The organism is uncultured Polaribacter sp. (genome assembly GCF_947503875.1).
Classification (GTDB): domain Bacteria; phylum Bacteroidota; class Bacteroidia; order Flavobacteriales; family Flavobacteriaceae; genus Polaribacter.
On sequence record NZ_CANNFH010000004.1, the window covers coordinates 286,627 to 310,836 of the forward strand.

The 24,210-nt window shown below is 30.7% G+C and carries 27 protein-coding genes; 22 read left to right on the forward strand and 5 right to left on the reverse strand.

The window, feature by feature from the left end:
• Positions 1-97 precede the first annotated feature (97 nt).
• On the reverse strand, positions 98-1,447 hold the full coding sequence (gene mgtE / locus Q0684_RS08400; RefSeq protein ID WP_299015153.1) for a magnesium transporter: 1,350 nt from the start codon (positions 1,445-1,447) through the stop codon (positions 98-100).
• Complete coding sequence (gene rsmA / locus Q0684_RS08405) at positions 1,437-2,240, reverse strand: 16S rRNA (adenine(1518)-N(6)/adenine(1519)-N(6))-dimethyltransferase RsmA (RefSeq protein WP_299015156.1); 804 nt, start codon at positions 2,238-2,240, stop codon at positions 1,437-1,439. Before rsmA ends, mgtE begins: the two co-directional genes overlap by 11 nt.
• Before the next feature lie 95 nt (positions 2,241-2,335).
• Between rsmA and Q0684_RS08410 the strand changes: the two genes are divergently transcribed.
• The 4 genes from Q0684_RS08410 (at position 2,336) to Q0684_RS08425 (ending at position 4,510) form a co-directional block, all read left to right on the forward strand.
• Positions 2,336-3,178: a hypothetical protein gene (locus Q0684_RS08410; RefSeq protein ID WP_299015158.1), complete on the forward strand. Its 843-nt coding sequence runs from the start codon at positions 2,336-2,338 to the stop codon at positions 3,176-3,178.
• 66 nt (positions 3,179-3,244) lie between these two features.
• A complete protein-coding gene (locus Q0684_RS08415) occupies positions 3,245-3,496 on the forward strand; it encodes a phosphopantetheine-binding protein (protein WP_299015161.1) in 252 nt (83 codons plus the stop codon).
• Positions 3,489-4,046, forward strand: a complete 558-nt coding sequence (locus tag Q0684_RS08420) for a 4'-phosphopantetheinyl transferase superfamily protein (protein ID WP_299015164.1) — start codon at positions 3,489-3,491, stop codon at positions 4,044-4,046. Before Q0684_RS08415 ends, Q0684_RS08420 begins: the two co-directional genes overlap by 8 nt.
• Positions 4,047-4,048: 2 nt before the next feature.
• Entirely contained in the window at positions 4,049-4,510 is a 462-nt protein-coding gene (locus tag Q0684_RS08425; protein WP_299015167.1) for a 3-oxoacyl-ACP synthase, read from the forward strand.
• A gap of 323 nt (positions 4,511-4,833) precedes the next feature.
• Here Q0684_RS08425 and Q0684_RS08430 read toward each other — a convergent pair whose 3' ends face one another.
• The 3 genes from Q0684_RS08430 to Q0684_RS08440 all read right to left on the reverse strand — a co-directional run bounded on the left by Q0684_RS08430 (position 4,834) and on the right by Q0684_RS08440 (position 9,306).
• Entirely contained in the window at positions 4,834-5,757 is a 924-nt protein-coding gene (locus Q0684_RS08430) for an alpha/beta hydrolase (protein ID WP_299015171.1), read from the reverse strand.
• Positions 5,758-5,895: 138 nt separating this feature from the next.
• A complete protein-coding gene (locus Q0684_RS08435; RefSeq protein ID WP_299015174.1) occupies positions 5,896-6,834 on the reverse strand; it encodes an ABC transporter ATP-binding protein in 939 nt (312 codons plus the stop codon).
• 312 nt (positions 6,835-7,146) lie between these two features.
• The gene (locus tag Q0684_RS08440) at positions 7,147-9,306 is read right to left on the reverse strand and encodes a prolyl oligopeptidase family serine peptidase (RefSeq protein ID WP_299015177.1); all 2,160 of its coding nucleotides are present in this window, start codon (positions 9,304-9,306) and stop codon (positions 7,147-7,149) included.
• 245 nt (positions 9,307-9,551) lie between these two features.
• Between Q0684_RS08440 and trxA the strand changes: the two genes are divergently transcribed.
• The 18 genes from trxA to atpA all read left to right on the forward strand — a co-directional run bounded on the left by trxA (position 9,552) and on the right by atpA (position 24,180).
• Positions 9,552-9,911 carry a thioredoxin gene (trxA, locus tag Q0684_RS08445; protein ID WP_299015180.1) on the forward strand — a complete coding sequence of 120 codons (360 nt, stop codon included), beginning with the start codon at positions 9,552-9,554 and terminating at the stop codon, positions 9,909-9,911.
• Positions 9,912-10,246: 335 nt separating this feature from the next.
• Positions 10,247-10,585 (forward strand): PadR family transcriptional regulator, encoded by a 339-nt coding sequence (locus tag Q0684_RS08450; protein WP_298762962.1) that lies wholly within the window; start codon positions 10,247-10,249, stop codon positions 10,583-10,585.
• A gap of 1 nt (position 10,586) precedes the next feature.
• The gene (locus Q0684_RS08455) at positions 10,587-11,234 is read left to right on the forward strand and encodes a hypothetical protein (protein WP_299015183.1); all 648 of its coding nucleotides are present in this window, start codon (positions 10,587-10,589) and stop codon (positions 11,232-11,234) included.
• 3 nt (positions 11,235-11,237) lie between these two features.
• Entirely contained in the window at positions 11,238-11,924 is a 687-nt protein-coding gene (locus Q0684_RS08460) for a hypothetical protein (RefSeq protein ID WP_299015186.1), read from the forward strand.
• A gap of 2 nt (positions 11,925-11,926) precedes the next feature.
• On the forward strand, positions 11,927-12,628 hold the full coding sequence (locus Q0684_RS08465) for a hypothetical protein (RefSeq protein ID WP_299015189.1): 702 nt from the start codon (positions 11,927-11,929) through the stop codon (positions 12,626-12,628).
• Between the two features lie 13 nt (positions 12,629-12,641).
• Positions 12,642-13,352: a hypothetical protein gene (locus Q0684_RS08470; RefSeq protein WP_299015193.1), complete on the forward strand. Its 711-nt coding sequence runs from the start codon at positions 12,642-12,644 to the stop codon at positions 13,350-13,352.
• 207 nt (positions 13,353-13,559) lie between these two features.
• Positions 13,560-15,026: a DUF5687 family protein gene (locus Q0684_RS08475; protein WP_299015197.1), complete on the forward strand. Its 1,467-nt coding sequence runs from the start codon at positions 13,560-13,562 to the stop codon at positions 15,024-15,026.
• Between the two features lie 22 nt (positions 15,027-15,048).
• Positions 15,049-15,744: an ABC transporter ATP-binding protein gene (locus Q0684_RS08480; protein WP_299015200.1), complete on the forward strand. Its 696-nt coding sequence runs from the start codon at positions 15,049-15,051 to the stop codon at positions 15,742-15,744.
• A gap of 95 nt (positions 15,745-15,839) precedes the next feature.
• Complete coding sequence (locus Q0684_RS08485) at positions 15,840-16,457, forward strand: hypothetical protein (protein ID WP_299015205.1); 618 nt, start codon at positions 15,840-15,842, stop codon at positions 16,455-16,457.
• A 159-nt stretch (positions 16,458-16,616) separates the two neighbouring features.
• Complete coding sequence (locus Q0684_RS08490) at positions 16,617-18,842, forward strand: tetratricopeptide repeat protein (RefSeq protein ID WP_299015209.1); 2,226 nt, start codon at positions 16,617-16,619, stop codon at positions 18,840-18,842.
• A 50-nt stretch (positions 18,843-18,892) separates the two neighbouring features.
• Complete coding sequence (locus Q0684_RS08495) at positions 18,893-19,264, forward strand: polymer-forming cytoskeletal protein (RefSeq protein WP_299015212.1); 372 nt, start codon at positions 18,893-18,895, stop codon at positions 19,262-19,264.
• A complete protein-coding gene (locus Q0684_RS08500; protein WP_299015214.1) occupies positions 19,230-19,448 on the forward strand; it encodes an AtpZ/AtpI family protein in 219 nt (72 codons plus the stop codon). Before Q0684_RS08495 ends, Q0684_RS08500 begins: the two co-directional genes overlap by 35 nt.
• Positions 19,441-19,836 (forward strand): DUF6168 family protein, encoded by a 396-nt coding sequence (locus tag Q0684_RS08505; RefSeq protein WP_299015217.1) that lies wholly within the window; start codon positions 19,441-19,443, stop codon positions 19,834-19,836. The genes Q0684_RS08500 and Q0684_RS08505 overlap by 8 nt, the downstream gene beginning before the upstream one ends.
• A 73-nt stretch (positions 19,837-19,909) precedes the next feature.
• Positions 19,910-21,043: a F0F1 ATP synthase subunit A gene (atpB, locus tag Q0684_RS08510; protein ID WP_299015220.1), complete on the forward strand. Its 1,134-nt coding sequence runs from the start codon at positions 19,910-19,912 to the stop codon at positions 21,041-21,043.
• A gap of 153 nt (positions 21,044-21,196) precedes the next feature.
• Positions 21,197-21,385, forward strand: coding sequence for an ATP synthase F0 subunit C (gene atpE, locus Q0684_RS08515; RefSeq protein WP_053973883.1), 189 nt, complete (start codon positions 21,197-21,199; stop codon positions 21,383-21,385).
• Between the two features lie 87 nt (positions 21,386-21,472).
• Entirely contained in the window at positions 21,473-21,970 is a 498-nt protein-coding gene (locus Q0684_RS08520) for a F0F1 ATP synthase subunit B (protein ID WP_299015224.1), read from the forward strand.
• A gap of 7 nt (positions 21,971-21,977) precedes the next feature.
• Positions 21,978-22,535: an ATP synthase F1 subunit delta gene (gene atpH, locus Q0684_RS08525; protein ID WP_299015227.1), complete on the forward strand. Its 558-nt coding sequence runs from the start codon at positions 21,978-21,980 to the stop codon at positions 22,533-22,535.
• A 67-nt stretch (positions 22,536-22,602) separates the two neighbouring features.
• A complete protein-coding gene (gene atpA, locus Q0684_RS08530) occupies positions 22,603-24,180 on the forward strand; it encodes a F0F1 ATP synthase subunit alpha (protein WP_299015230.1) in 1,578 nt (525 codons plus the stop codon).
• Positions 24,181-24,210 lie beyond the last annotated feature (30 nt).

Consider the following 24,210-nt stretch of genomic DNA (forward strand, 5'->3'; position numbering starts at 1 on the left):
AACCATTTGTTTGAGCTCTTGCACTTTTTTGTGCAAAGCGAGTGGTGAAAGCAGGAAATAGCTTCTAATTATTTTAATTGAGAAAGAGCAACAATGTTTAAATACCTAAAATTAATTTTGCAATTAAAAAGTAAATTAAAATTCCAAAAATATCATTAGAAGTGGTAATAAATGGGCCTGTTGCAATTGCAGGGTCTATACCTCTTTTGTTTAGAAAAAGTGGTACAAATGTACCTATTAAACCTGCAATAATAATAACAGCTACCATAGAAACAGAAATGGCTAAGGCCAGGTCTATTTCGCCTTCGTAAGCCCAAACAAAACCAAAAAGAAATAGGGCTAAAATAATACCGTTTAAAGCGGCCAAAAACATTTCTTTTAAGAGTCTTTTATTTACAGATCCTTTTACATCATCATTTGCCAAACCTTGCACAATAATTGCAGAAGATTGTACGCCAACATTACCTGCCATTGCTGCAATTAATGGTGTAAAAAAGAACAAAGTGGCATACGTAGAAAATACGGTTTGAAAACCTTCCATAATAATAAAAGCGCCAACACCACCAACTAAACCTAAGAAAAGCCAAGGTAAACGTGCTTTGGTAAGTTGAAAAATACTATCGTCTGAATCTACATCTTGGGTTAAACCTGCCGCCATTTGGTAATCTTTGTCGGCTTCGTCTTTTAAAACGTCTACAATATCATCAATAGTAATTCTTCCTAAAAGAATATTATTTTGGTCTACAACAGGGATGGCTTCTAAATCGTATTTTGCCATAATTTTGGCAACTTCCTCATCGTCTTCATTTACATCTACAGCATCTACTTTAGATTTTGAGATTTCAGATATTTTTTGATCTGATTTTGCAATAATTAAGTCTTTTAAAGACAAACGTCCAACCAGTTTATCTTCTTTATCTACCACATAAATAGAATGAACTCTGGTAACATCTTTGGCTTGTCCTCTAATTCTGCGCATGCAACCAGCAACCGTCCAAGTTTCGTAAACTTTTACCAGTTCTTTTGCCATTAAAGCACCAGCAGTATTATCTTCATAAGATAGTAGTTCTTTAATATCTGCAGCAAGTTCATCATCATTTAAAGCATTAATTACACGCTCTTGTCTTTCTTCAGAAAGTTCTCCAATAATATCTGCTGCATCATCAGAATCCATCTCCCCAACTTCATCTGCAATTTCTTTGGCAGATAAGTTTTCTAAGATTTTTTCACGAATATCTTCGTCTAATTCTGTAAGAATTTCCGATGTTTTTTCGCTATCTAATAGTTTAATTACATAAATAGCTTCATCAAAACTAACCTCATCTAAAACTTCTGCAATATCTGCATAATGTACTTCTGCAAATAAGCTAGTAATGGCTTTAGAGTTGTCTAAGGCTATTAATTCTATAAGGTTGTCTAGAAACTCATCTGTAATTTCAAATGCCATTTTCTGTTAGTTTTTGCGTGAGTAAAATAAACTCCTGAACCGATAATTGTTCTGGTCTTTTGGCAAAGATAGGTTCTTCTTTTAAAGAATCCGAAAGATTAAAAGACTTTAAGCTAGAACGCAACATTTTTCTACGTTGATTAAAGGCTGTTTTTACAACTCTAAAAAATAATTTTTCGTCTACAGGCAGTGTGTAATTTTCTTTTCTAATGCATCTAATTACACCAGAATCTACCTTTGGAGGTGGATTAAAAACAGTTGGAGGTACTGTAAAAAGATATTCTACATCAAAAAAAGCTTGTGTTAAAACAGATAAAATTCCGTACACTTTAGAGCCTTCTTTTTCTGCAATTCTTTTAGCAACTTCTTTTTGAAACATGCCTGCAAATTCTGGCACAAACTCTCTGTTTTCTATAGCTTTAAAAACAATTTGAGTAGAGATATTATAAGGGAAATTACCAATAATAGCTACTTGCTTTTTATTGAAAATTTCTTGTAAATTTTTCTTTAAAAAATCGCCTTCTATTATGGCAAAATTATTGGCACTTGTGTCTAAATGCAATTGTTCTACAGGAAAAACATCTTTTAAATACGCTACAGATTCTCTGTCTAATTCTAGCACAGTAGTTTTTGGTTTTTTCTGTAACAGATATTTTGTTAAAACACCCATTCCTGGGCCAATTTCTAAAACGTCTTCATACCCGTTTTCTGTTAAAGCATCTGCAATATTTTTTGCAATACTTTCATCGGTTAAAAAATGTTGACCTAAATGTTTTTTGGCTTGTACAGACACAATAGTTGTTTTTTGCGTTTAAAAAAAGAAATAACAAAGATACAGTTAATTAGGCATAGTTTTTGGTTAGTTTCAAGTTTATAAATCAACCTAAAATGTATAAAAAACTATTAATATTTATGGTATTTCTTGCCATGTTTTCTTTTGAAGGTGTTTCTCAAGAAAAAAAATTAGAGAATGCTAAACAAAGCTTAAAAAGCAATAATTCTACAAATAATTCAGGAACTAAAACTTCTAAAACTTCAACTTCTTCAACAACTGTTTTAGATGATGATGACGATTTAAATCCATTTGCTAGAATTATTTTTGGAATTGCAGCGTATACTTTTTATGGTGTTATGTTTGAAACACCTTGGGAATTTAATGGAAGAATGCACAGTGCAGAGTTTTCTAATTACCCATATAAAGAAAGTAATTATGGTAATTTTATTTACACAAATTCCACAAATTATAATATAGTAAGGTTAGATGTTTACAATCATTTTTTAATTGAAAACAAGCAGTTGTATGGCAATGATATTGGTGTAGATTTTAAATTTTTTAAACGGTTTGCTTTAGATGTTAATTACACTACTTTTTTAGAAAAAGTAAACAATAGAACAGATACTTTTAATATGTTTTCTGCACTTTTAAAATACCATAGAATTAGAACACAGCGTTTTAATGCGTGGTTTGGTGTTGGTTTTAGAAGTATTTTTAATAATGTAAATGAAACCAGGTTTTTATTAGGTATTGGTGGCGAGTTGTTTTTAGCAAAACCTATAAGTGTATTCGCTTCTCATAAATGGGCAACCATAAACCAACAATCTGTTAGAAACTCTAAATTATTGCTAAAATATCATCTTAAAAATTATAGAATAACTTTTGGTTACGAACATTATAAGTTAGCAGTTTCTGAAATAAAGGCATTTTCTCTTGGATTTGAAGCCAGTTTTTAGCGCATTAAATATTTAATAGCAATCTAAATCTTTTGCATAACTTTGTTGTAAACACAAATTTTAAAAATGACAAAAGAAGAAATTATATTAAAACTAACTACAATTGTAAAACCTTACGTGCAAAATGAAGAAGGTTTTTTAAAAATGTCTGAAGAAACCGATTTTATAAACGATTTAGAAATAAACTCTGCAAACTTAGTAGATATAATTTTAGATGTAGAAGACGAGTTTAAGATAGAAATAGATAACGATTCTATGGAAAAAATGCTTTCTGTAAAAGCAACTGTTGCTGTTATTCAAGAAAAAATGAATGTATAATATTGGGAATGATATTGTAGATTTAAACGTAGCCAAAACACAAAGTAATTGGCAAAGAAAAGGGTTTTTAGAAAAGCAGTTTACAATGTATGAGCAAAACGAAATTTTAAATGCAGATAATCCGTTTTTAAAAGTTTGGCTTTTTTGGAGCATGAAAGAAGCTGCTTATAAATGTTACATGCAACAACATAAAAAACGTTTTTTTGCGCCTAAAAAATTTTTATGTAAAATAGTTTCAACCACAAAAGGAAACGTAATTTTGGAAGATGAAATATTTTATATAAATTACATAATATCAGATACTTATATTTATGCTGTTGCTACTAAAAAAAATGATGTAAAAATGGTTTCAAATTCTTTTTTTGTTGAAAAAAACACAGCTTTAACCAAAATAATTAATACGAAATTGTTGTCTTATTTTTCTGAAGACATTCAACTTAAAAAAAATAGATTAGGCATTCCTTATTTGTTTAAAAAGGATAAAAAATTACCCATTTCAATATCAAAAACGCATCATGGTAATTATGGTGCTTTTGCATTTAGTTTGTAAAAATGAATCTTAAAGAAAACTTATTTAAACAATGCGAAAATTTTGTAAATAAACGTTTGCAAAATGTAGAAGCTGTTATTTCTTCTAATCAAAAAGCGTTGCAGTCTGAAACAAAAAGTTCTGCAGGAGACAAGCACGAAACAGGAAGAGCAATGTTGCAGTTAGAAATGGAAAAAGCGGGTCAGCAACTTTCTAGTATTAAACAAATGAAAGAAATTTTGGCAAAAATAGACGTTTCTAACTCAAAAACTTCAACTTTAAAAAACGCGCATTTAGGCAGTATTGTTTATACAGAAAAAGTAAATTATTTTTTAGCTATTTCTTGCGGACAATTAAAAGTTGCTAATCAAATCTTTTTTGCAGTTTCTATTTCTTCGCCCATTGGCAAGCTATTGTTGGGAAAAAAAGAAAACGACAATTTTAATTTTAATGGAAATACTATAACAATTCTAAAAATTGTATAAATTTTTTTGGTTACGCAAGTTGTACTTCTTTAAGTAGTTCTGATGCTAATTTTGAAGAAAAAGGAATTACAATTTTTCCCATTCCAAAAAAAACGGAATTTTTAACATTAATTCTAAAAACAAGAAAATTGGTTTTGTAACGTTTTTTGATATTTCTAGAAGAACGCTCTTAACGTGTTTATATATGATTTGTTGCGTGAATTTTGTGTTAAATTAGTAAATAATTTCTGACAAAGAAAATCCGTGAGGATTTTCGTAAGTAGACAATAAGCTAGCAATAAATTATATATGTTGTTGCCAGTAGTTTTTTTCTATCTTTAAAATTATTGTTTGTTTAATTTATCTATAAAAAACTCAACCAATGAATTATATTTCGTTTTGGAACTTGGGTATTTTAAATGAACTTCTACATTTAATTCGTCCATTTTTTCTTTAAGCGCAATTCCAAAATCTACATGATGAATAACCCAACCTTTAAATTTCTTTGGATTGTCTTTGCTTGGTGCAACAGCGTTTGGATTCATCGAATATTGCATAAAAATAGGTGGGTCATCTGTTGAAATCAAGGCCAAAGCAGATATGCTCTTTGCTATTTCATCGGCTTCTTCCATATTTTCAACACCATAGATTTGAAGATGTGTTTTACTTTTAAATTCTGACTCTGTACCTGGCGCATATTTAGTTAGATGTTTAATCCAAAAATCAGACTCCATAGTGGTTTGCCCAATATTCGAGGCTACACAAGCAATACGAGTGGACTCCTTTTCTATTGGATTAGTACTTTCAAAGTCTGCCATTTCATCATTAAAGGCAAGCCACATAGATATTTGGGCTCCTGCTGAACTTCCCCATACTCCAATATTGTTTTTATCAATACCCCACGATTCAGCTTTGGAACGAATAAATTGCAAGGCTTTTTTTGCATCATGATGTGCAGCAGGTAAGGGAGCAATTTTTTTATAGCGGTAATTGATGGAAGCAACCGATATTCCAGCATTTAACAATTGAGATAATGCACGTGCATTAATTTTTTCTTTACTACCATAATCAAATCCTCCACCATGGATGTAAATAGCTAAAGGTGTTATTTTGCTTTTGTCTGCAAACCAAATATCTAAAACATTTCGCTCATGCTCTCCATATTTAACATTTGCTAAATCTGGTTCAGGTTTACTTTCTTGCGCAAAAGATAAATGTGATGTAAAGAAAACAAGTACGATGATAGTGATAGTTTTAAGGCTCTTCATTTTAGATAATTATTTAAAAATTTATATACCTTTAGACAGCATCAATCTCAAATGGTTTAATCCAATTACTGGCAACAACTAAAATTGAAACAGATTCTTTTGCAAAAGGAGTTTATATAATTAAAATAGGTAATGCTTTTAGGCGTTTTTTGGTTGAGTAAATGCTACACAAACCCTTTTATCTTTTTCTATCGTTTCAAAATGATTAAAAAACACCTTTTGATTTTCAAATTTGGCTTCAATTAACCAATAAGAACCTTTAAAATAACAATTAGTTACAATAGCTAAATTTTCTGATTTTTCAACCAATTTAATTTGATGAGGATACAATAAAACGAGTTGTCCATTAATTTCAATTTCATTTACATCATCAAACAAAGTAGCAATATATTTTTCTTTTGGATTGTTGTAAATTTCTTTTGGAGAATTGTTTATTAAAATTTTATGATTTCTAATTATTAAAAGACTGTCTGCAAAAGAAAGCGCATCATTTTTATCGTGAGTGGCAACAATACAGGCAATTTTTTTTTCTTTTAAAAACGCAAATAAACGTCTTCTAAGGGTGTTTTTTTTAAAGTTGTCTATTTGTCCAAAGGGTTCATCTAAAAGCAATAATTGTGGCTCTTTTGCCAAAGCTCTAGCAATGGCAACACGTTGTTTTTGGCCACCACTTAAGTTTTTAACTTTTGTGTTTTTAAAAGCTTGCATTTCTATAACTACTAGCAATTCTTGTGTGCGTTTTTCGCTTTCTTCTGGATAAAAACGAGACAAGTGTTTTTTTATGTTTTCAGATACAGAAATGTAGGGCATTAAATCGAAATCTTGTGCCACATATTTAAAGTCTTTAAAACCTGGGACTAAATTTTTTTTAGGGCCAAAAATTTGGGTATCGTTCCAGAAAATTGTGCCTTTATTTAAATCGAATAAACCGTAAATAATTTTTAAAAGAGTAGATTTTCCACAACCACTTTCGCCCATAATACACAAATGTTCGCCAGCAGTTAGTTGAAACGAAAAGTTGTTTAAAACGGTTTTGTTTTTTTGGTAATTAAAAGAAACATTATTTACTTTTAGCATGGTGCAAAAATAAGGTTTCTTTTATTCCTTTTCTTTTTTCCATTGATGAAAAAAGAAACAAAAAAATCTAGCTTTTTTATAATTTCTCTAAATTTTAAGAACTCAATTCTCATTCTTGGGTTTTTAAGGCAGGAATCTATTGATTGTGTTTTTATAGATTCCTGCCTTTGAAGGAATGACAAAATGTTGGCAAGTATGCCTGCGTTAGCGATTGTAGCATTTGTTTGAGCTCTTGCACTTTTTTGTGCAAAGCGAGTGCGAAAAGCGCGACCTTTAGGTAACGCCCAAATTATTATAAAATTGATGGTAAACTTAACTTTTAATTTTACTTTTTGGTGGATTTGGTAGTGTTTTATAGCCCATATTAAATAGCGTAAATCCAAAAATATCTGCGTATTGTGCTATGGTTTTGGCAACAGGTGTGCCTGCTCCATGGCCTGCATTGGTTTCTATTCTTATTAAAACAGGGGTTTCGCCAGTTTGCTTTTCTTGCAATTCTACGGCAAATTTAAAACTGTGTGCAGGTACAACTCTATCATCATGATCTGCTGTGGTTATTAAAGTTGCGGGATATTTTACGCCTTTTTTTACATTGTGTACTGGAGAATAGCCTTTTAAATAATCAAACATTTCTTTGCTATCATTGGCTGTACCATAATCGTAAGCCCAACCTGCGCCTGCTGTAAATGTGTGGTAACGCAACATGTCTAAAACGCCAACTGCTGGCAAAGCCACTTGCATTAAATCTGGTCTTTGGGTCATGGTTGCACCTACTAAAAGGCCACCATTAGAACCACCACGAATTGCTAAATAAGCTGACGAGGTGTAGTTTTCTGCGATTAAATATTCTGCTGCTGCAATAAAATCGTCAAAAACATTTTGCTTTTGCATTTTTGTACCAGCATTGTGCCATTTTTTACCATACTCGCCACCACCGCGTAAATTTGGTACGGCATAAACGCCACCTTGCTCCATCCAAACTGCGTTTGTAATGCTAAAACTTGGGGTTAAACTTACGTTGAAACCTCCATAACCGTATAAAATTGTAGGATTTTTTCCGTTTAAGTCGATTCCTTTTTTATGGGTGATAATCATGGGTATTTTTGTACCGTCTTTAGAGGTGTAAAAGACTTGTTTGTTGGTATAATAATCTGGATTGAAAGCTATTTTTGGTTGCCAGTATGTTTTGTAAGTTCCATTTTTTGGATTGAATTTAAAAGATGCACCAGGAGTGCTGTAATTGGTAAAAGAAAAATACAATTCTTTTGCAGTTGCTTTGCCACCAAAACCACTGGCAGAACCAACACCTGGTAATTTTATTTCTCTTATAAGTTGGCCATTAAAATTGTATTGTAAAATTTTAGAAACAGCATCTACCATATAATTGGCAAAAAAATAGCCAGCACCAGTATTTACACTGAGTACATTTTCTGTTTCTGGAATAAAATCTTTCCAATTTTCTGGAGTTGGGTTTTTAGCATCTACAGTAACTACTTTTTTGTTTGGTGCATTTAAATTGGTAACTAAATATAATTTGCTGCCGCTGTTTTCTGCAATATAAGTATCGCTTTTTACATGGTTTACAATGGTAACTAATTTGCTGTTGGGTTGTTCTAAATCTTTTAAAAATAATTTATTACCAGAGGTAGAAATGGATGCAGATATAATTAAATAACGATTGTCTTCTGTAACATTACCACCAACATATCTGTGTTTTTCTGAAGGTTTTTCTCCAAAAATTACCAAATCTTCTTTTTGTGAAGTACCTAGTTTGTGGTAGTATAATTTGTGTTGATCTGTTTTGGCAGATAATTTACTTCCTTTAGGTTTGTCATAAGAAGAGTAATAAAAACCTTCGTTTTTGTACCAAGAAATGCCAGAGAATTTTACGTCTACTAAAGTGTCTTCTTTAATTTCTTTTGAGGCTGTATCTATAATTAATATTTTTCTCCAATCTGAGCCACCTTCAGAAATTGCATAAGCAGCTGTTTTACCATTTTCAGAAAATTGTATAGATACTAAAGAGGTAGTTGCATCTTTAGAAAACGTATTGGGATCTAAAAAAATTTCAGCGTCATTATCTCCTTTTTTGCGATACAGTACATTTTGGTTTTGTAATCCGTTATTTTTATAAAAATAAGTGTAATCGCCTTCTAAAAATGGGGTTCCTATTTTTTCGTAATTCCATAATTCTGATAAACGATTTTTAATTTCTTCTCGGTAAGGAATTTTATCTAAATAATTAAAAGTTACCTTGTTTTCTTCTTTTACCCAGTTTTTTGTTTCTTCGCTTTTATCGTCTTCTAACCATCTATAATTATCGGTTACTTTGGTGCCAAAAAAGTTCTCTATTACTGGTTTTTTTGTGGTTTTTGGGTAGGTCAAATCTAAGTTGCTTTGTTGGGTTGTTTCTTTACAAGATGCTAAAATAAGGCTAGTTAGTAAAAAAGCAATGCGTAGTTGAAATTTCATAATCTAGGTTTCTGTGTTGCATTTCAAATTTAAAGATTTTAGATTTCTATTCTTGGTATTTAACAGCTTTTAACCTTTAGTTGTTGCTCTTGTTGGGTACTTGTAATGGAAGTCATATAATTTCGACTACATTTGTGTATATTATCACATTTATTTAATGTGTTAATAGCCAAACAAGACACTTACATAAGTAGTGTTTAAAAAGAAATATAAAATCCAATTTTGTTGGAATAAAAACAAGCATTATGGTAGAGAATTTAACCAAAGCAACTTTTTTAGAAAAGGTGTTTAATTTTGAAAAAAATAAAGATTGGAAGTTTGAAGGAAAACGACCAGCATTAGTAGACTTTTACGCAGATTGGTGTGGCCCTTGTAAAATGTTGGCTCCTGTTTTAGAGCAATTGTCTAAAGAATATGAAGGTAAAATAGATATTTATAAAATAGATACAGAGGCAGAGCAAGAATTGTCTGCTGCGTTTGGTATTAGAAGTATACCAAGTATGTTATTTTGTCCTGCAGAAGGTGAGCCACAAATGGCAAATGGCGCTTTACCAAAAGCAGATTTAGAACGTGTAATTGCAGAGGTTTTAAAGGTCACATCCTAACCTTCCCAAAGAGAAGGGATTCTTACTCTTGAGAGAAAAATAAAACGCCGCTGTTATTCCTGCGCAGGCAGGAATCTCAGTATTAAAAAATTAAAATATCCTGAAAATTTACGTTTTCAGGATATTTTTTTTGTTAAAATTATATACATAAGAAACTAATGCATCAAAAAATTATGTATATTTGATTTGTAAGATTGTCTCCTGGAGCGCAGTCGAGAGGTTTATAGGTTCTCGACTGCGCTCGAACTGACAGTTTTCATAATTACACGATTACACGATAAAACAATTACACAATACAACATAACACAACAATTACACGATTACACATCAAAAAAATGGGAAATCAGAAATTATACAAAGGCTCTTTACAAACCATTATTTTAAAGTTATTAGAAAGTAACGATAAAATGTATGGCTATGAAATTACACAAAAAGTAAAGGCACTAACTAAAGGCGAATTAAACATTACAGAAGGGGCTTTGTACCCAGCTTTACATAAGCTAGAAGCAGATGGTTTACTAGATGTAGAGGTTGCAAAAGTGGGCAACAGATTGCGTAAATATTACAAATTAACCGAAAACGGAACCAAAGAAACTGCCAACAAGTTGGAAGAAATGCAAGAGTTTTTAAGAACCATGCAGCATTTGGTAAATCCTAAATTTAGTTTGGAGTAGGATGGAACTAACAAAAGAACAAATACAAAAAATCAATTTATATTTAGATTCAAAAAATCTGTATGAAGTAGATATTCGTTTGGAAGTTTTAGACCATATAACCACAGCTATTGAAACTAAAATGGAAGTTGAAAACGTGGATTTTCATTATGCTTTTGCTGAAACAAGGCAACAATGGAATCCGAATTTTAAAGAAACCACGAGCATGTTTTTTGGACTTGGTTTTTCTGCACCAAAAATGGTAGTTAAAAAAGCAAAAAGTATCTTCTGGAAACATTATATACTTTTATTAACGTCTTATTTTATTCCGTTTTTGTTACTAACGCATTTCAATTTTAAGGTTGAAAACCCTGCTGAATATTCGTTTTTTTTAGTTTTAAAAGTAACCGTTGGTTTTGCTTTGCTTGCTTTTTTTTACATGCTGTTTTTTAGAAATAACAAAGTTAAAACTACGTATGGTTTTATATTAAAATCGCAAAGTTTAGGTGTTTTAACAGGTTTACTTGTTTTTGTTTTGATTATGAATCGTGCCAACGAATTGAACGAGATGGATTTAAGTATGGTTTGTTTTTATTTGATGATTACTGCTAGTTATTTTACGTTTTTTAGAAAACATCAAAAAGCAATTCAAAAATATAAAGTTGGGTAAGCTATGGAATTAACAAAAGAACAACTTTTACAAATAGACAATTATGTTTTTGTTTCTGGCATAAAATATTACGATGTGAGAACAGAAATTGTAGATCATTTTGCCAATATTTTAGAGCAAAAATTAGATAAAAACCCTGATTTAGATTTTAAGAGAGAAATAGAAAATATTCATAAGAATTTTTCTCATGCTGGTTTTAGTATATTATTAAAAGAGAAGACAAAAAAAGTACAAAATCGCTTTTACAAACAGTCGTTTCAATATTTTGTCACTTTTTTTAAATTACCCAAAGTTATATTGGCTGCTGCTTTATTTTATATCCTTTTTTTAGGGATGAATTGGTTTGAAAACAAAGAAACCTTTTTTAATATTTTAACAAGTATTGGGTTCTTATATATTGTTATTTATTTCTTTAGTCTGTTTGTTGACAATACTAGAGATGTAACAAAAAAAGAAACCTTTTTAACCTTAGATTTAAACAATAGTTTCTTTCAAGTGGCACATTTGGGTGTTATTATTTTCAATTCCATAACTACTTATAGAAACAACGCAAGTTTTGATATTGCTTTGTATAACAATTTGCAATTAGCTGTTTTTGTGTTGTTTATTCTTTTTTTATGGTCTGCAGATTATATTTATCGTAAAAATAAAAAACAAGTACAACAACAGTATCCAAATGTATTTATTTGATTATGAAACTAACCCAAACACAAATAAAAGAACTCTACAAATTCACAAGAAAACATTATGTGGAGTATTATGACGTTCAAACAGAATTGGTAGATCATTTAGCAAACGATATTGAGGAGATATGGCAAGAATATCCAAACTTGTCTTTTGAAGATGCCAGAGACAAATCTTTTAAAAAATTTGGTGTTTTTGGGTTTATGAATGTTGTAGATGCTAAAGTGGTTCAAATGAATAAAAAGTACTATAAAGTTATTTTAAAGTTTGCAAGAGAGTGGTTTCAGTTGCCAAAAATTATCTTAACAATTGCGTTGTTTTTTGGGTTTTATCAGTTGCAGGAATTAGAAATTAGTTACTTAATCTACAATGTTATTTTGTTTTCTATTTTTATAATTCAGATAGTTGTTTTGGTATTTAATTCTAGAAAATTAAAAAAGAAATATAAAATCACACAAAAAAGTTGGTTGTTCGAAAGTATTTTACAAACACAAGGTTATGGAAATAGTGTTTTAATGCTTTTTTATGGTTTTTATTTTTTAATACCAGGCAACTCTATAGATTTTATGTTAATGGGCAATTTTAGAAGTGTGCTTACAGCTTTATTTGCAACAGTTTTTATTTTGGTTAGTTATATTACTTTAGTCGTAATCCCCAAAAAAGCCAATCAATTATTAGCAGAAACCTACCCAGAATATAAATTGATTTAAAATTTTTAGATTGATGAAATTACAAGAAACACAAATAGACAATCTTTACAAGTTTACTAGAAAACACTATGTTTATCATTATGATGTGCAAACAGAATTGGTAGATCATTTGGCAAACGATATTGAGCAAATTTGGGAAGAGCACCCTAATTTAAAATTTGAAGATGCTAGAGATAAAGCGTTTAAAAAATTCGGTATTTTTGGTTTTTTAGATGTTATTGAAGCCAAACAAAAACAAATGAATAAACGCTACCGTAAAATTATGTGGCGCTTTTTTAGTGAGTGGTTTACAATGCCAAAATTAATGACCACTTTGGCTAGTATTATAGGACTTTTCTGTTTACTTAAAATTTCATTTTCGCAGTATTTTCTTTTAGGTGTTTTGTTTGTTTTGGTAGTTATAGATTTAGTAAATTTAACCAAAAGAAGAAAAGCACAAAAAAAGTTAAAAAAGAAAGACAAAGTATTTTTATTAGAAGCCATGATTGGCGATACAAGAAATGGCTTTTCAGGAATACTATTTCTCAATATTTTTAATCTAATGAATGCTTTTAAAGTAGATTTTTCGCAATTAGAAAACCATTGGTTGTTATTAATTGCTTGTTTGGCAACAGCTACAGGTATTTTATTTTACGTAACCAGTTTTTTAATGCCTCAAAAAGCAGAAGAATTGTTGCAAGAAACGTATCCTGAGTATAAATTATCCCATCTTAATCTTCCCTAAGGGAAGTTTAGTATTTACTCATTTGCGCAACAGTGTCATTTCGACCTTTTTGGAGAAATCTCACATTAAGAACACGTAAAGTTTGGCAAACGTTATGAGATTTCTCCACAAGGTCGAAATGAAAAAACAAAATAAAAAAATAAAACAAACTGTAACAAATTCATAAAATAAACTACTTATTTAACAACTAAACAAAAACCAAATTGTATGATTTCACATTTTTTAAATCTAGAATGGAAACAATATTTTAGATCTGCACACTGGCAAAAAAGTATTGGAATAAAAATAGCAATGGTGCTTTTTGCACTCTATTTTATTGTTTGTTTTTTGGCAATTGGAGTATTTGGCTATTATATTTTAAAGAAAAAAATGCCAGAGACAGATCCTTTAGTTTTGGTAAATTCTTTTTTATTATATGCTTTTTTGGGCGATTTAATTTTTAGATATCTCATGCAAAAATTGCCAGTAATGAATATTAAACCCTTGCTAATTCTGCCCATCAGAAAAAGTAAATTGGTGCATTATGTATTGGCAAAATCAGCAGTTTCTTTCTTTAATATCTTTAGTCTGTTTTTTTACATTCCTTTTGCGGTGGTTTTAATTAAAGAAGGTTACAATACTGTTGGTGTTTTAGGTTGGTTATTGGCCATTATTTTAATGATTCAATTTGCCAATTTTTTAAACTTTTTAATTAATAAAAACAATGTTGCTTTAGGCACTATGGTTTTAATTTTATTAAGTTTAATTGGCTTGCAAAAGTTTAATATTTATAATGTTACTGCTTTTGGTGGTCAAATTTTTGATGCCATTTATGCGAGTCCTGTTTACGCATTATTAGGAGTAGTTTTAGTAGCTGTATTGTATCAATTAAATTACAAACAATTAAGGAGTTTGGTGTATTTAGATGAAGCTGTTTCAGAAAAAGTAGTAGAAGCAAATTCTGCAGATTTATCTTTTGCAGATAAGCTGGGCGATGTTGCACCTTTTATAAAAAATGATATTCGTTTAATTTGGCGTAACAAAAGAACAAAAACCGTCTTTTTAATGTCGTTTCTATTCTTGTTTTATGGTTTAATCTTTTTCACACAACAAACCTACAGAGAAATGCCAGCGATGTTAATGTTTGCCTCTTTGTTTGTAACGGGTGGTTTTGCGCTAAATTATGGGCAATTTATTCCTGCTTGGGACAGTGCACATTACAAAATGCTAATGAGTCAGAGTTTTAAATACCGTAAATTTTTAGACTCTAAATGGATTTTAATGGTGGTTGTAACTGCAGCTATGTATATTTTAAGCATTCCTTATTTGTATTTTGGAATAGATATTTTTTTAATGATTACAGCAGGCGCAATTTTTAATATTGGTTTTAATTCTTTGTTTTTATTGTTCTCAGGTTCCTTCAACAGAAAAAAAATAGATTTAAACAAAAGTGGTTTTGGCAATACGCAAGGTACAAGTGCCACACAGTTTATTATAATTATTCCTTTAATGCTGTTTCCAATGTTAATTTTTTGGTTAACAGACAAGTTTTTGGGCGGTTATTGGGGCTTTATTGTGGTAGCTGCCATAGGTGTAATTAGCTTGCTTTGTAAAAAGTATGTTATGAATTTTATAGAGCAAAAATATATAGAAAACAAGTACGTAATGATTAACGCTTTTGGGAAAGAAGCATAAGGCATCAACTAAAAAATAAATTATGATTACAATAGAAAATATATCAAAAAAATACGGAAAAGCAGCGGTTTTAAATGTAGCATCTGTTGCCATACCAAAAGGGCAAAGTTTTGGTTTGGTTGGTAATAATGGTGCAGGAAAAACCACCTTATTTAATATACTTTTAGATTTAATTAGACCTACAACAGGTAAAATAACCAACAACAACATTGTAGTAAATGAAAGTGAAGATTGGAAAAATTTTACCGGTTCTTTTATAGACGAGTCTTTTTTGATTAGCTATTTAACACCAGAAGAATATTTCGATTTTGTGGGCGATTTACGAGGTATGAGTAAAGCAGATGTAAAAAGCTTTATTGCACAATTTGATGAGTTTTTTAATGATGAAATTATCGGAAAAAATAAATATCTGAGAGATTTAAGTAAAGGAAATCAGAAAAAAGCAGGTATTGTTGCAGCAATGATGGGAAATCCTGAAGTTGTTATTTTAGACGAACCGTTTGCAAACTTAGATCCCACAACCCAAATTCGTTTAAAGCAAATTATAAAAACACTTACAGAAAATAGAGCAATTACAGTACTAATTTCTAGTCACGATTTAACACACGTAACCGAAGTTTGTGAACGAATTGTGGTTTTAGACAAAGGTGTAGTGGTAAAAGACATAGAAACATCTCCAGAAACTTTAGAAGAATTAGAAAGCTATTTTGCTTTGTAAATAAGCTATTTTAGTTATGAAAATTGTGCGGTTTTTGCATTTCAATTTGGTATAACTTTTAATTAAATATTAAACTAATCTTAAACTAGTATACTATGAAAAATTTTTATTTTACTTTACTATTAATTGCAACTGCTAGTTTAACTACAGCGCAAGAAACTTCTTACAGTAAATTTCAAATTATTGCTACAGCAGGTATTGGCTTTGCAACTATAGCGAGTGATGCGCAACCAAATTATAATTTAGACAACAATGTTAGTAGTATTCTTTTAAATTATCGTTTTTCAGAAAAATATGGTATTGCTACAGGTTTAGGGCATTCAGAATTGTCTGGTACGGGTTTTAATGCCATTGGTAATTTCTTTCATGAAAGAGAATTGTTAAGAATTCCGTTATTATTTACTATGGATTATCAACTTACCGAAAAAGTGAAGTATGTGTCTAATGTTGGTTTGTATGCCCAAACAATTATGGATGATGAATATCGTTTTTTAAATACCACAGAAAGCGATGTTTTTAAGGGTTGGAATTATGGTTTTGAGGCAAGTATTGGTTTACTTTTTGAGCTTTCTAAAAGAATAGGTTTGGGTGTTAACTTTAATACACAACAAGATTTTAATGAATTCAACTCAGTAAGTAATGCTGTAATTACTGATTCTCAAAAATTAAGAAATGCAAATACAATTGGTTTGCTTTTTTTATTAGAGTTGTAAGATTTGCTTTAAATAAGTGGTAAAATACTAAGAATAGACACCCTAATTTTAGAAATAAATCACTTCAATTTATATCATTCTTAATTTATTACTACTTTTACGTCTTATATTTTGCCATCTTTTACAATAAAATAGCAGTATTAAGCGTTTTTTTAGTTTATGAAGTACATCAAAAAAATACTTGTTTTTACAATTCTTGCAACATTAATTTATGCTTGTAGTTCAAAAAAAGACACTATTACAAGTAGAAATTACCATGCCATGACAAGCTATTTTAATATCTTGTTTAATGGAGAAGAGGCTTTTGAAGAAGGTTTAGAAGGTATTAGAAATAGTTATAAAGACGATTGGTTTGAGCAATTGATTATAGAGCCAATAGAGTTTGACGATCGTAAAATTGTAGTAGCTAAATTTAATGGTGGTGGTTTAGGCGCTGGTTTTGGTGGCAATAAAAAAGTAGAAGCAGAGGCATCTTCTGGAACTCCGTTTGATAAAGCAGAAGAAAAAGCAGTAAAAGCCATACAACTTCATGGTATGAATATAGATGGCTTAGAACGAAACAGCCAAATAGATGATGCCTATTTTTTACTAGGAAAAGCACGTTATTACACCCAACGTTTTGTCCCAGCAATAGAAGCTTTTAATTACGTAATTGCCAATTACCCAGATGCAGATTTAATCGCAGAGACTAAAATTTGGCGTGCAAAAGCAAATATTAGACTTAATAATGAAGAATTTGCCATAGAAACCATCAATCTTCTATTAAAAGTTACAGATACTTTAGAACAAGATTTTCCGGATCTTGTAAAAGAGAAAGGGCATACAGCACTGGCAATGGCCTATGTACAGTCAGATAGTTTACAAAAAGTAAAAAAGCACTTAAAATTAGCAACAAGAACACAAAAAAACAGATCGCAAGCCGCTAGAAATATGTTTGTTTTGGGGCAAATTTATGCCAAAGAAAACAAAAAAGATTCTGCTGTAATGGTTTTTAATAAGTTAAGTAATTTTAAAAAGGCACCTTACAAATATAAAATTCATGCGGTTATAGAATTGGCAAAAAACTCACCAAATGATTCTGTTTCTGCTGTGGCTTTAGAAAGATTAAGAAAATTAATTAAAAAAAGAGAAAACAGGCCGTATCTAGATGAGTTGTATTTTCAAGTTGGCGCAATTCATGAAAATTACAACAGCATTAAATTAGCAAAAGAATTTTACAATAATTCCTTAAGAGCATTAAATGGCACTGATAAACAAAAAAGTTATACTTACGAAAATTTAGGAAATCTTTATTTTAAGGAAGCAGCATACCAATTGGCAAGTAGTTATTATGATAGTGTTTTGGCGGTTGCCACAGATACTTTAGACTTAAGAATTAGAAGAGTAAAAAGAAAATTTAAGAATTTAGCCTCTTTAATAAAATACGAAAATGTTGTTGCTACTAATGATAGCATTTTAAAAATAGCGGCTTTACCTAAAGAAGCGCAAGAAACATTTTTTAAAGAATATATTGCCAAAATAAAAAAAGCAGATGAAGATGCTGCACAATTAAAATTAAATCAGGCTGCATTTGGTGGCAGTGGCAACTCATTACAATCTACCAAAAATAGAGGTAAGTGGTATTTTTACAACAACCAAATTTTAAATTTTGGTAAAAGTGAATTTAAGAGAGTTTGGGGAGATAGAAAATTAGAAGACAATTGGCGTTGGTCATCTAGTGTGGTTTTTAATGAATCTGAAGTTGAAGTAGCAGAAACAAAAACGATAGACGCAAAATATGACTTAGAAACTTATTTAAAAACAATACCCACAGAAGAATCGAGTTTAGATACCTTAAAATTAGATAGAAATCAAGCGTTGTACGAGTTAGGTTTAATATATAAAGAACAATTTAAAAACCCTAATTTAGCTGCAGAAAGGCTAGAGAGAGTAAAAGGCTTAAACCCAATAGAGCCTTTGATTTTGCCTATAAATTGGCATTTATATCAAATCTATAAGTCTTTAGAAGATGCAAAGGCATCACTTTATAAAAATAAAATTTTAAATGATTATCCTGAAACTATTTTTGCACAGATTATTAAAAATCCAGACAAAAAGATAACTGAAGATAAAGACATTAGCGAATTAGAAAAGCAATACAAAGAATTGTATTTGTTGTATAAGAAAGCAAGATTTAGGCAAGTTTTGGTAGAAACAAATACTATTTTAGAAACTATTGGAGAAACCAAATTAAAACCAAAGTTCGAACTTTTAAAAGCATACGCAATTGGTAAATATCTAGATGCTGAAACGTATAAAGAAGCACTAGAGTTTGTTGCTGTAAACTATGGAAATACAGAAGAAGGGAAAAAGGCACAAGAAATTATAACCCAATTAAGCAAGTAGATATGTTTAGTAGCAAAGATAAAAACCAAGAAAAATCAAAAAATAGAGTAATGGAAAGAAACGTAATTGCAAAAAAATCTATTTTTACAGGAGATGTAACTTCTGAAGGAGACTTTAGAATAGACGGTACTTTAGAAGGCACTTTAAAAACCAAAGGAAGAGTTATAATTGGTGCAGAGGGCGTTATTATTGGAAACGTGCATGCAGAAAATGCAGATATTGAAGGTAAGTTTTCTGGCGAATTATTGGTAGCTAATGTGCTTTCTATAAAAAGTACAGCAAATATTTCTGGTGACGTTGTTGTGGGTAAATTATCTATAGAGCCAGGAGCTAGTTTTAATGCAACTTGCGCAATGAAGGGTGCTTTAAAAGAGCTAAACAATACAAATGAAACAAAAAAACGAAAAGACCAAACCGCTTAATAAAGCCATTGCACTTTCTGGTGCAGGTTTGCAAATGGGTTTAACCATTTATGCAGGCTTTACAATTGGCAAATGGTTAGATGCCAAATTTAATACAACTTTTTTAATGATAATATGTACGCTGCTAGCCATTGTATTGTCTACTTTTTTATTAATAAAACAAGCCAATAGAATAAATGATTAAAAGAGTTTTAATTATTGCAGTTGTTTTTTTAATGTTAGGTGTGTTGGGTTACCATTTGCACCACTATATTCTTACAAAGTTGGCTATCAACCCAACATTTTCTTTATCAAAATTATATATTTTTAACACCGGTTTTTCGCTATTGGTTTGTTCAAATTTTGTGCTATTAAGTAATGTTAACAAAATTGCAGAACAACTGGGTTTTATTTATTTAGGTGCTTTGCTCCTTAAAATTGTATTATTTGTAGCAACCTTTTATGTTACAGTAATTAAGCAAAATATAGTACCACTTGCAGATAAAATATCTATGTTAATCACTTTATTTATTTTTTTATCAACAGAACTGTTTTTTGTGATAAAATTGATAAACAAGAAACAATCTATTTAATTTTTTAAAAAAGGGTTTGTACTTTTGAATTATTACGTACCTTTGCGCCGAATTTAGAAAGCGTACTTTTACAATGAATATTGCACAAAAAACAACCAAATTTCTTACAATCGCAGTAATAGCGTTGTTTACAACTGTTAATTTTGCCTTAAATTCTAATGAAAATAATCAAGGTGAAGAGGATGGTGGTAAAGTAAATACCAAGTCAGAAATTACGGCTTACATTCAACATCACCTTGCAGATTCTCACGATTTTTCATTGTTTTCTTATACTTCTAGCGAAGGAGAAAGAAAACACTTCGGCTTTCCATTACCTGTAATTGTATGGACAAGTAAAGGTTTGGTAACTTTTATGTCTTCTGCTTTTCATCATAATGATGATGGCCATGTAATTGTAGAAAAAGGAGGATTAAAATTCGCTAAAATTCATTCTAAAATTTACGAGTTAGATAGCAATGCAGCAACTGTTTCTTTTGATGAATCACACCATGCAACCAATGCACACAAAGTATTAGATTTTTCTATAACTAAAAGTGTTTTTGGTATTTTATTAGCTTCATTATTAATCTTTTTAGGTTTTACTAAGTTAGCAAAACAGTACAAAACAAAAGCTATACCAACAGGTTTGGGTAGAGCTTTAGAGCCTTTAGTTTTATATGTTAGAGACGAAATTGCAAGACCAAATATTGGTGAGAAAAAATATAGAAAATTTATGCCGTATTTATTAACGGTGTTTTTCTTTATATGGATTTTAAATTTAATGGGTTTAACTCCATTTGGTTTTAATGTAACAGGGCAAATAGCAATTACAGTTTGTTTGGCTTTATTTACTTTGGTGGTATATATTTCTAACGGAACTAAAGATTTTTGGATGCACACTTTGTGGATGCCAGGTGTACCAAAATTATTAAGACCAATTTTAGCGGTTTTAGAATTAGCAGGTTTCTTGTTAATTAAGCCGTTTTCATTATTAGTGCGTTTATTTGCAAACATTACAGCAGGGCACTCTGTAGTAATGGGTATTGCAGCATTAATGATTTTATTAAAAACACAATTTGGTACTGTAGGAGCAACAGGTATATCATTTGCCTTAACCTTGTTTTTAACAGTAATAGAAATATTAGTAGCGTTTTTACAAGCCTTTATTTTTACAATGTTATCGGCATTGTTTATTGGTATGGCTGTAGAAGAGCATGAACATCATTAGTTAGTGAAACTCAAAATCTGTGATTTTGTAAGTTGAACTAATTCCGATGAAAATCGGATTCCAACGAAAGTTGGAAAAGTTTCTAAAGTAAAAAGGAAACACATAAAAGAGAATTAGAGTTTGTTTAATTAATATATTTAAAAATCAATTAGTATGTACAATTTAATTGGAGCAGGATTAATCGTAATCGGAGGTGGAATCGGACTAGGTCAAATTGGTGGAAAAGCAATGGAAGGTATTGCTAGACAACCAGAAGCAGCTGGAAAAATCCAAACAGCGATGATCATTATTGGAGCATTATTAGAAGGTTTAGCATTTGGTGCTTTACTTTTAGGAAAATAATCCAATACAAAAAGAAAGAAATATATCTGTAACGGTTGGTTACAGATATATTCTTAAAATTAAACAACAAAAAGAGAAATTAATATTATGGATATTTTTAATGACTTTTCAATAGGTTTATTCGCTTTACAAGCAGTAATTCTTATTGTTTTATTAGTATTATTAAAGAAGTTTGCTTGGAAACCTATTTTAGCTTCTTTAGAAGAAAGAGAAACAGGTATAGAAGATGCATTAAAATCTGCAGAAAATGCACGTAAAGAAATGCAAAACTTAACTGCAGATAATGAAAGATTAGCAAAAGAGGCAAGAGCAGAGCGTGATGCAATGATGAAAGAAGCTAGAGAAATTAGAGAAAACATGATTGCAGAAGCTAAGGAAGATGCAAAAGAAGTTACCGCTAGTTTAATAGAAAAAGCACAAGCATCTATTGCACAAGAGAAGCAAGCAGCTTTAGCAGAAATTAAAAAGAATGTTGCAGATTTATCTATTGGTATTGCAGAATCTGTAATTAAAAAAGAATTATCTAATAAGAAAGACCAACTAGATTTAGTAGAAGGTATCTTAAAAGATGTTACTTTAAACTAAAGATATAATGAAAGACGCAAGAGCAGCATTACGTTACGCAAAAGCAATTTTAAATCTTGCAAAAGATTCTGCATCAGAATCTGCAGTAAATGATGATATGTCTTTAATTAAATCTACACTTGCAGAAAATAGTGAGTTAGAAATAATGTTAAAAAGTCCTATTGTTAAATCGTCAGATAAAATGAATGTGTTAAACGCATTGTTTGATGGTAAAGTAAACACAATTACATTGGGCTTGTTTCATTTATTACAAGATAATAAAAGAGTAGCAATGTTAGATAGCGTTGCAAAACAATACGCAATTGTTTTTGATCATTTAAAGCGCACGCAAGTTGCAACAGTTATTACTGCAGTTTCTTTAACAGCAGAAGTAGAGCAGCAAGTTTTAGATAAAATTGTAGCACTTACAGGTGCAAAAGCAAATTTAGAGAATGTAATTAATCCAGATATTTTAGGCGGATTTATATTACGTGTTGGAGATGTGCAGTATGATGCAAGTATCTCTAATTATTTAAACGAATTGAAAAAGGAATTTGACAATAGTCATTACATTCCAAAAATATAATAAAAGTAGCCTTTGGCTTTTAGCAATTTGCTATTTGCCAAAAGCCAAAAGCTAATAGCAAATAGATATGGCAAGTATTAAACCAGCTGAAGTATCAGCAATTTTAAAGCAACAGTTAACAAATTTCGAAGCAAAAGCAACTTTAAATGAAGTTGGTACTGTCTTACAAGTAGGAGATGGTATTGCTCGTGTTTATGGTCTTTCTAACGTTCAATACGGAGAATTAGTAGAATTCGAAAGTGGATTAGAAGGTATTGTATTAAACTTAGAAGAAGACAATGCAGGTGTTGTATTATTAGGAGCATCTACAGCTATTAAAGAAGGTTCTACTGTAAAACGTACAGAAAGAATTGCATCTTTAAGAGCTGGTGAAGGTATTGTAGGTAGAGTTGTAGATACATTAGGAAATCCAATTGATGGTAAAGGTCCTATTGCAGGAGAAACGTACCAAATGCCTTTAGAAAGAAGAGCACCTGGTGTAATCTATAGAGAGCCTGTTACAGAGCCATTACAAACAGGTATTAAATCTATTGATGCAATGATTCCTGTAGGTAGAGGTCAGCGTGAGTTGATTATTGGAGACCGTCAAACAGGTAAATCTACAGTTGCTATTGATACTATTTTAAATCAAAAAGAATTTTTTGACGCTGGTGAGCCAGTATATTGTATCTATGTTGCAGTAGGGCAAAAAGCATCTACAGTTGCAGCAATTGCTAATATGTTAGAAGAAAAAGGAGCGTTAGCCTATACTACAATTGTAGCAGCAAACGCATCTGATCCTGCAGCAATGCAGGTATATGCGCCATTTGCTGGAGCAGCAATTGGGGAGTATTTTAGAGATACAGGTAGACCAGCATTAATTATTTATGATGATTTATCTAAGCAAGCCGTAGCTTACCGTGAAATTTCTTTATTATTAAGAAGACCACCAGGACGTGAGGCTTACCCAGGAGATGTATTTTACTTACACTCTAGATTATTAGAAAGAGCTGCAAAGGTTATTAATGATGATAAGATTGCTAGTGAAATGAACGATTTACCAGATTCTTTAAAAAGTATCGTAAAAGGTGGAGGTTCTTTAACTGCATTACCAATTATTGAAACACAAGCAGGAGATGTATCAGCATATATTCCAACAAACGTAATTTCTATTACAGACGGACAGATTTTCTTAGATGGAGATTTATTTAACTCTGGTGTACGTCCAGCAATTAACGTAGGTATTTCTGTATCGCGTGTTGGTGGTAACGCACAGATTAAGTCTATGAAAAAAGTATCTGGTACTTTAAAATTAGATCAAGCGCAGTTTAGAGAATTAGAGGCATTTGCTAAATTTGGTTCAGATTTAGATGCAGCAACAATGAGTGTAATTTCTAAAGGACAACGTAATGTTGAAATTTTAAAGCAAGCTCAAAACGATCCTTTTGCAGTAGAAGATCAAGTTGCAATTATTTATGCAGGTTCTAAGAATTTATTAAAAGATGTACCAGTTGCAGACGTTAAGAAATTTGAAAAAGATTACATAGATTATTTAAATGCAAAGCATAGAGATACTTTAGATGTCTTAAAATCTGGTAAATTAACACCAGAAGCAACAGGCGTTTTAGAAGCAGCAGCAGCAGAAATAGCGAAGCATTTTAATTAGACTTTAGGGTTTAGACGTTAGCAAGATAAA

What these genes read in the sequence shown, in the direction of transcription:
- mgtE (WP_299015153.1), bottom strand. Translation starts at nt 1,447, where the DNA reads ATGGCATTTGAAATTACAGATGAGTTTCTAGACAACCTTATAGAATTA.
- Q0684_RS08410 (WP_299015158.1), top strand. Translation starts at nt 2,336, where the DNA reads ATGTATAAAAAACTATTAATATTTATGGTATTTCTTGCCATGTTTTCT.
- Q0684_RS08415 (WP_299015161.1), top strand. Translation starts at nt 3,245, where the DNA reads ATGACAAAAGAAGAAATTATATTAAAACTAACTACAATTGTAAAACCT.
- Q0684_RS08420 (WP_299015164.1), top strand. Translation starts at nt 3,489, where the DNA reads ATGTATAATATTGGGAATGATATTGTAGATTTAAACGTAGCCAAAACA.
- Q0684_RS08425 (WP_299015167.1), top strand. Translation starts at nt 4,049, where the DNA reads ATGAATCTTAAAGAAAACTTATTTAAACAATGCGAAAATTTTGTAAAT.
- Q0684_RS08430 (WP_299015171.1), bottom strand. Translation starts at nt 5,757, where the DNA reads ATGAAGAGCCTTAAAACTATCACTATCATCGTACTTGTTTTCTTTACA.
- Q0684_RS08435 (WP_299015174.1), bottom strand. Translation starts at nt 6,834, where the DNA reads ATGCTAAAAGTAAATAATGTTTCTTTTAATTACCAAAAAAACAAAACC.
- Q0684_RS08440 (WP_299015177.1), bottom strand. Translation starts at nt 9,306, where the DNA reads ATGAAATTTCAACTACGCATTGCTTTTTTACTAACTAGCCTTATTTTA.
- trxA (WP_299015180.1), top strand. Translation starts at nt 9,552, where the DNA reads ATGGTAGAGAATTTAACCAAAGCAACTTTTTTAGAAAAGGTGTTTAAT.
- Q0684_RS08450 (WP_298762962.1), top strand. Translation starts at nt 10,247, where the DNA reads ATGGGAAATCAGAAATTATACAAAGGCTCTTTACAAACCATTATTTTA.
- Q0684_RS08455 (WP_299015183.1), top strand. Translation starts at nt 10,587, where the DNA reads ATGGAACTAACAAAAGAACAAATACAAAAAATCAATTTATATTTAGAT.
- Q0684_RS08460 (WP_299015186.1), top strand. Translation starts at nt 11,238, where the DNA reads ATGGAATTAACAAAAGAACAACTTTTACAAATAGACAATTATGTTTTT.
- Q0684_RS08465 (WP_299015189.1), top strand. Translation starts at nt 11,927, where the DNA reads ATGAAACTAACCCAAACACAAATAAAAGAACTCTACAAATTCACAAGA.
- Q0684_RS08470 (WP_299015193.1), top strand. Translation starts at nt 12,642, where the DNA reads ATGAAATTACAAGAAACACAAATAGACAATCTTTACAAGTTTACTAGA.
- Q0684_RS08475 (WP_299015197.1), top strand. Translation starts at nt 13,560, where the DNA reads ATGATTTCACATTTTTTAAATCTAGAATGGAAACAATATTTTAGATCT.
- Q0684_RS08480 (WP_299015200.1), top strand. Translation starts at nt 15,049, where the DNA reads ATGATTACAATAGAAAATATATCAAAAAAATACGGAAAAGCAGCGGTT.
- Q0684_RS08485 (WP_299015205.1), top strand. Translation starts at nt 15,840, where the DNA reads ATGAAAAATTTTTATTTTACTTTACTATTAATTGCAACTGCTAGTTTA.
- Q0684_RS08490 (WP_299015209.1), top strand. Translation starts at nt 16,617, where the DNA reads ATGAAGTACATCAAAAAAATACTTGTTTTTACAATTCTTGCAACATTA.
- Q0684_RS08495 (WP_299015212.1), top strand. Translation starts at nt 18,893, where the DNA reads ATGGAAAGAAACGTAATTGCAAAAAAATCTATTTTTACAGGAGATGTA.
- Q0684_RS08500 (WP_299015214.1), top strand. Translation starts at nt 19,230, where the DNA reads ATGAAACAAAAAAACGAAAAGACCAAACCGCTTAATAAAGCCATTGCA.
- Q0684_RS08505 (WP_299015217.1), top strand. Translation starts at nt 19,441, where the DNA reads ATGATTAAAAGAGTTTTAATTATTGCAGTTGTTTTTTTAATGTTAGGT.
- atpB (WP_299015220.1), top strand. Translation starts at nt 19,910, where the DNA reads ATGAATATTGCACAAAAAACAACCAAATTTCTTACAATCGCAGTAATA.
- atpE (WP_053973883.1), top strand. Translation starts at nt 21,197, where the DNA reads ATGTACAATTTAATTGGAGCAGGATTAATCGTAATCGGAGGTGGAATC.
- Q0684_RS08520 (WP_299015224.1), top strand. Translation starts at nt 21,473, where the DNA reads ATGGATATTTTTAATGACTTTTCAATAGGTTTATTCGCTTTACAAGCA.
- atpH (WP_299015227.1), top strand. Translation starts at nt 21,978, where the DNA reads ATGAAAGACGCAAGAGCAGCATTACGTTACGCAAAAGCAATTTTAAAT.
- atpA (WP_299015230.1), top strand. Translation starts at nt 22,603, where the DNA reads ATGGCAAGTATTAAACCAGCTGAAGTATCAGCAATTTTAAAGCAACAG.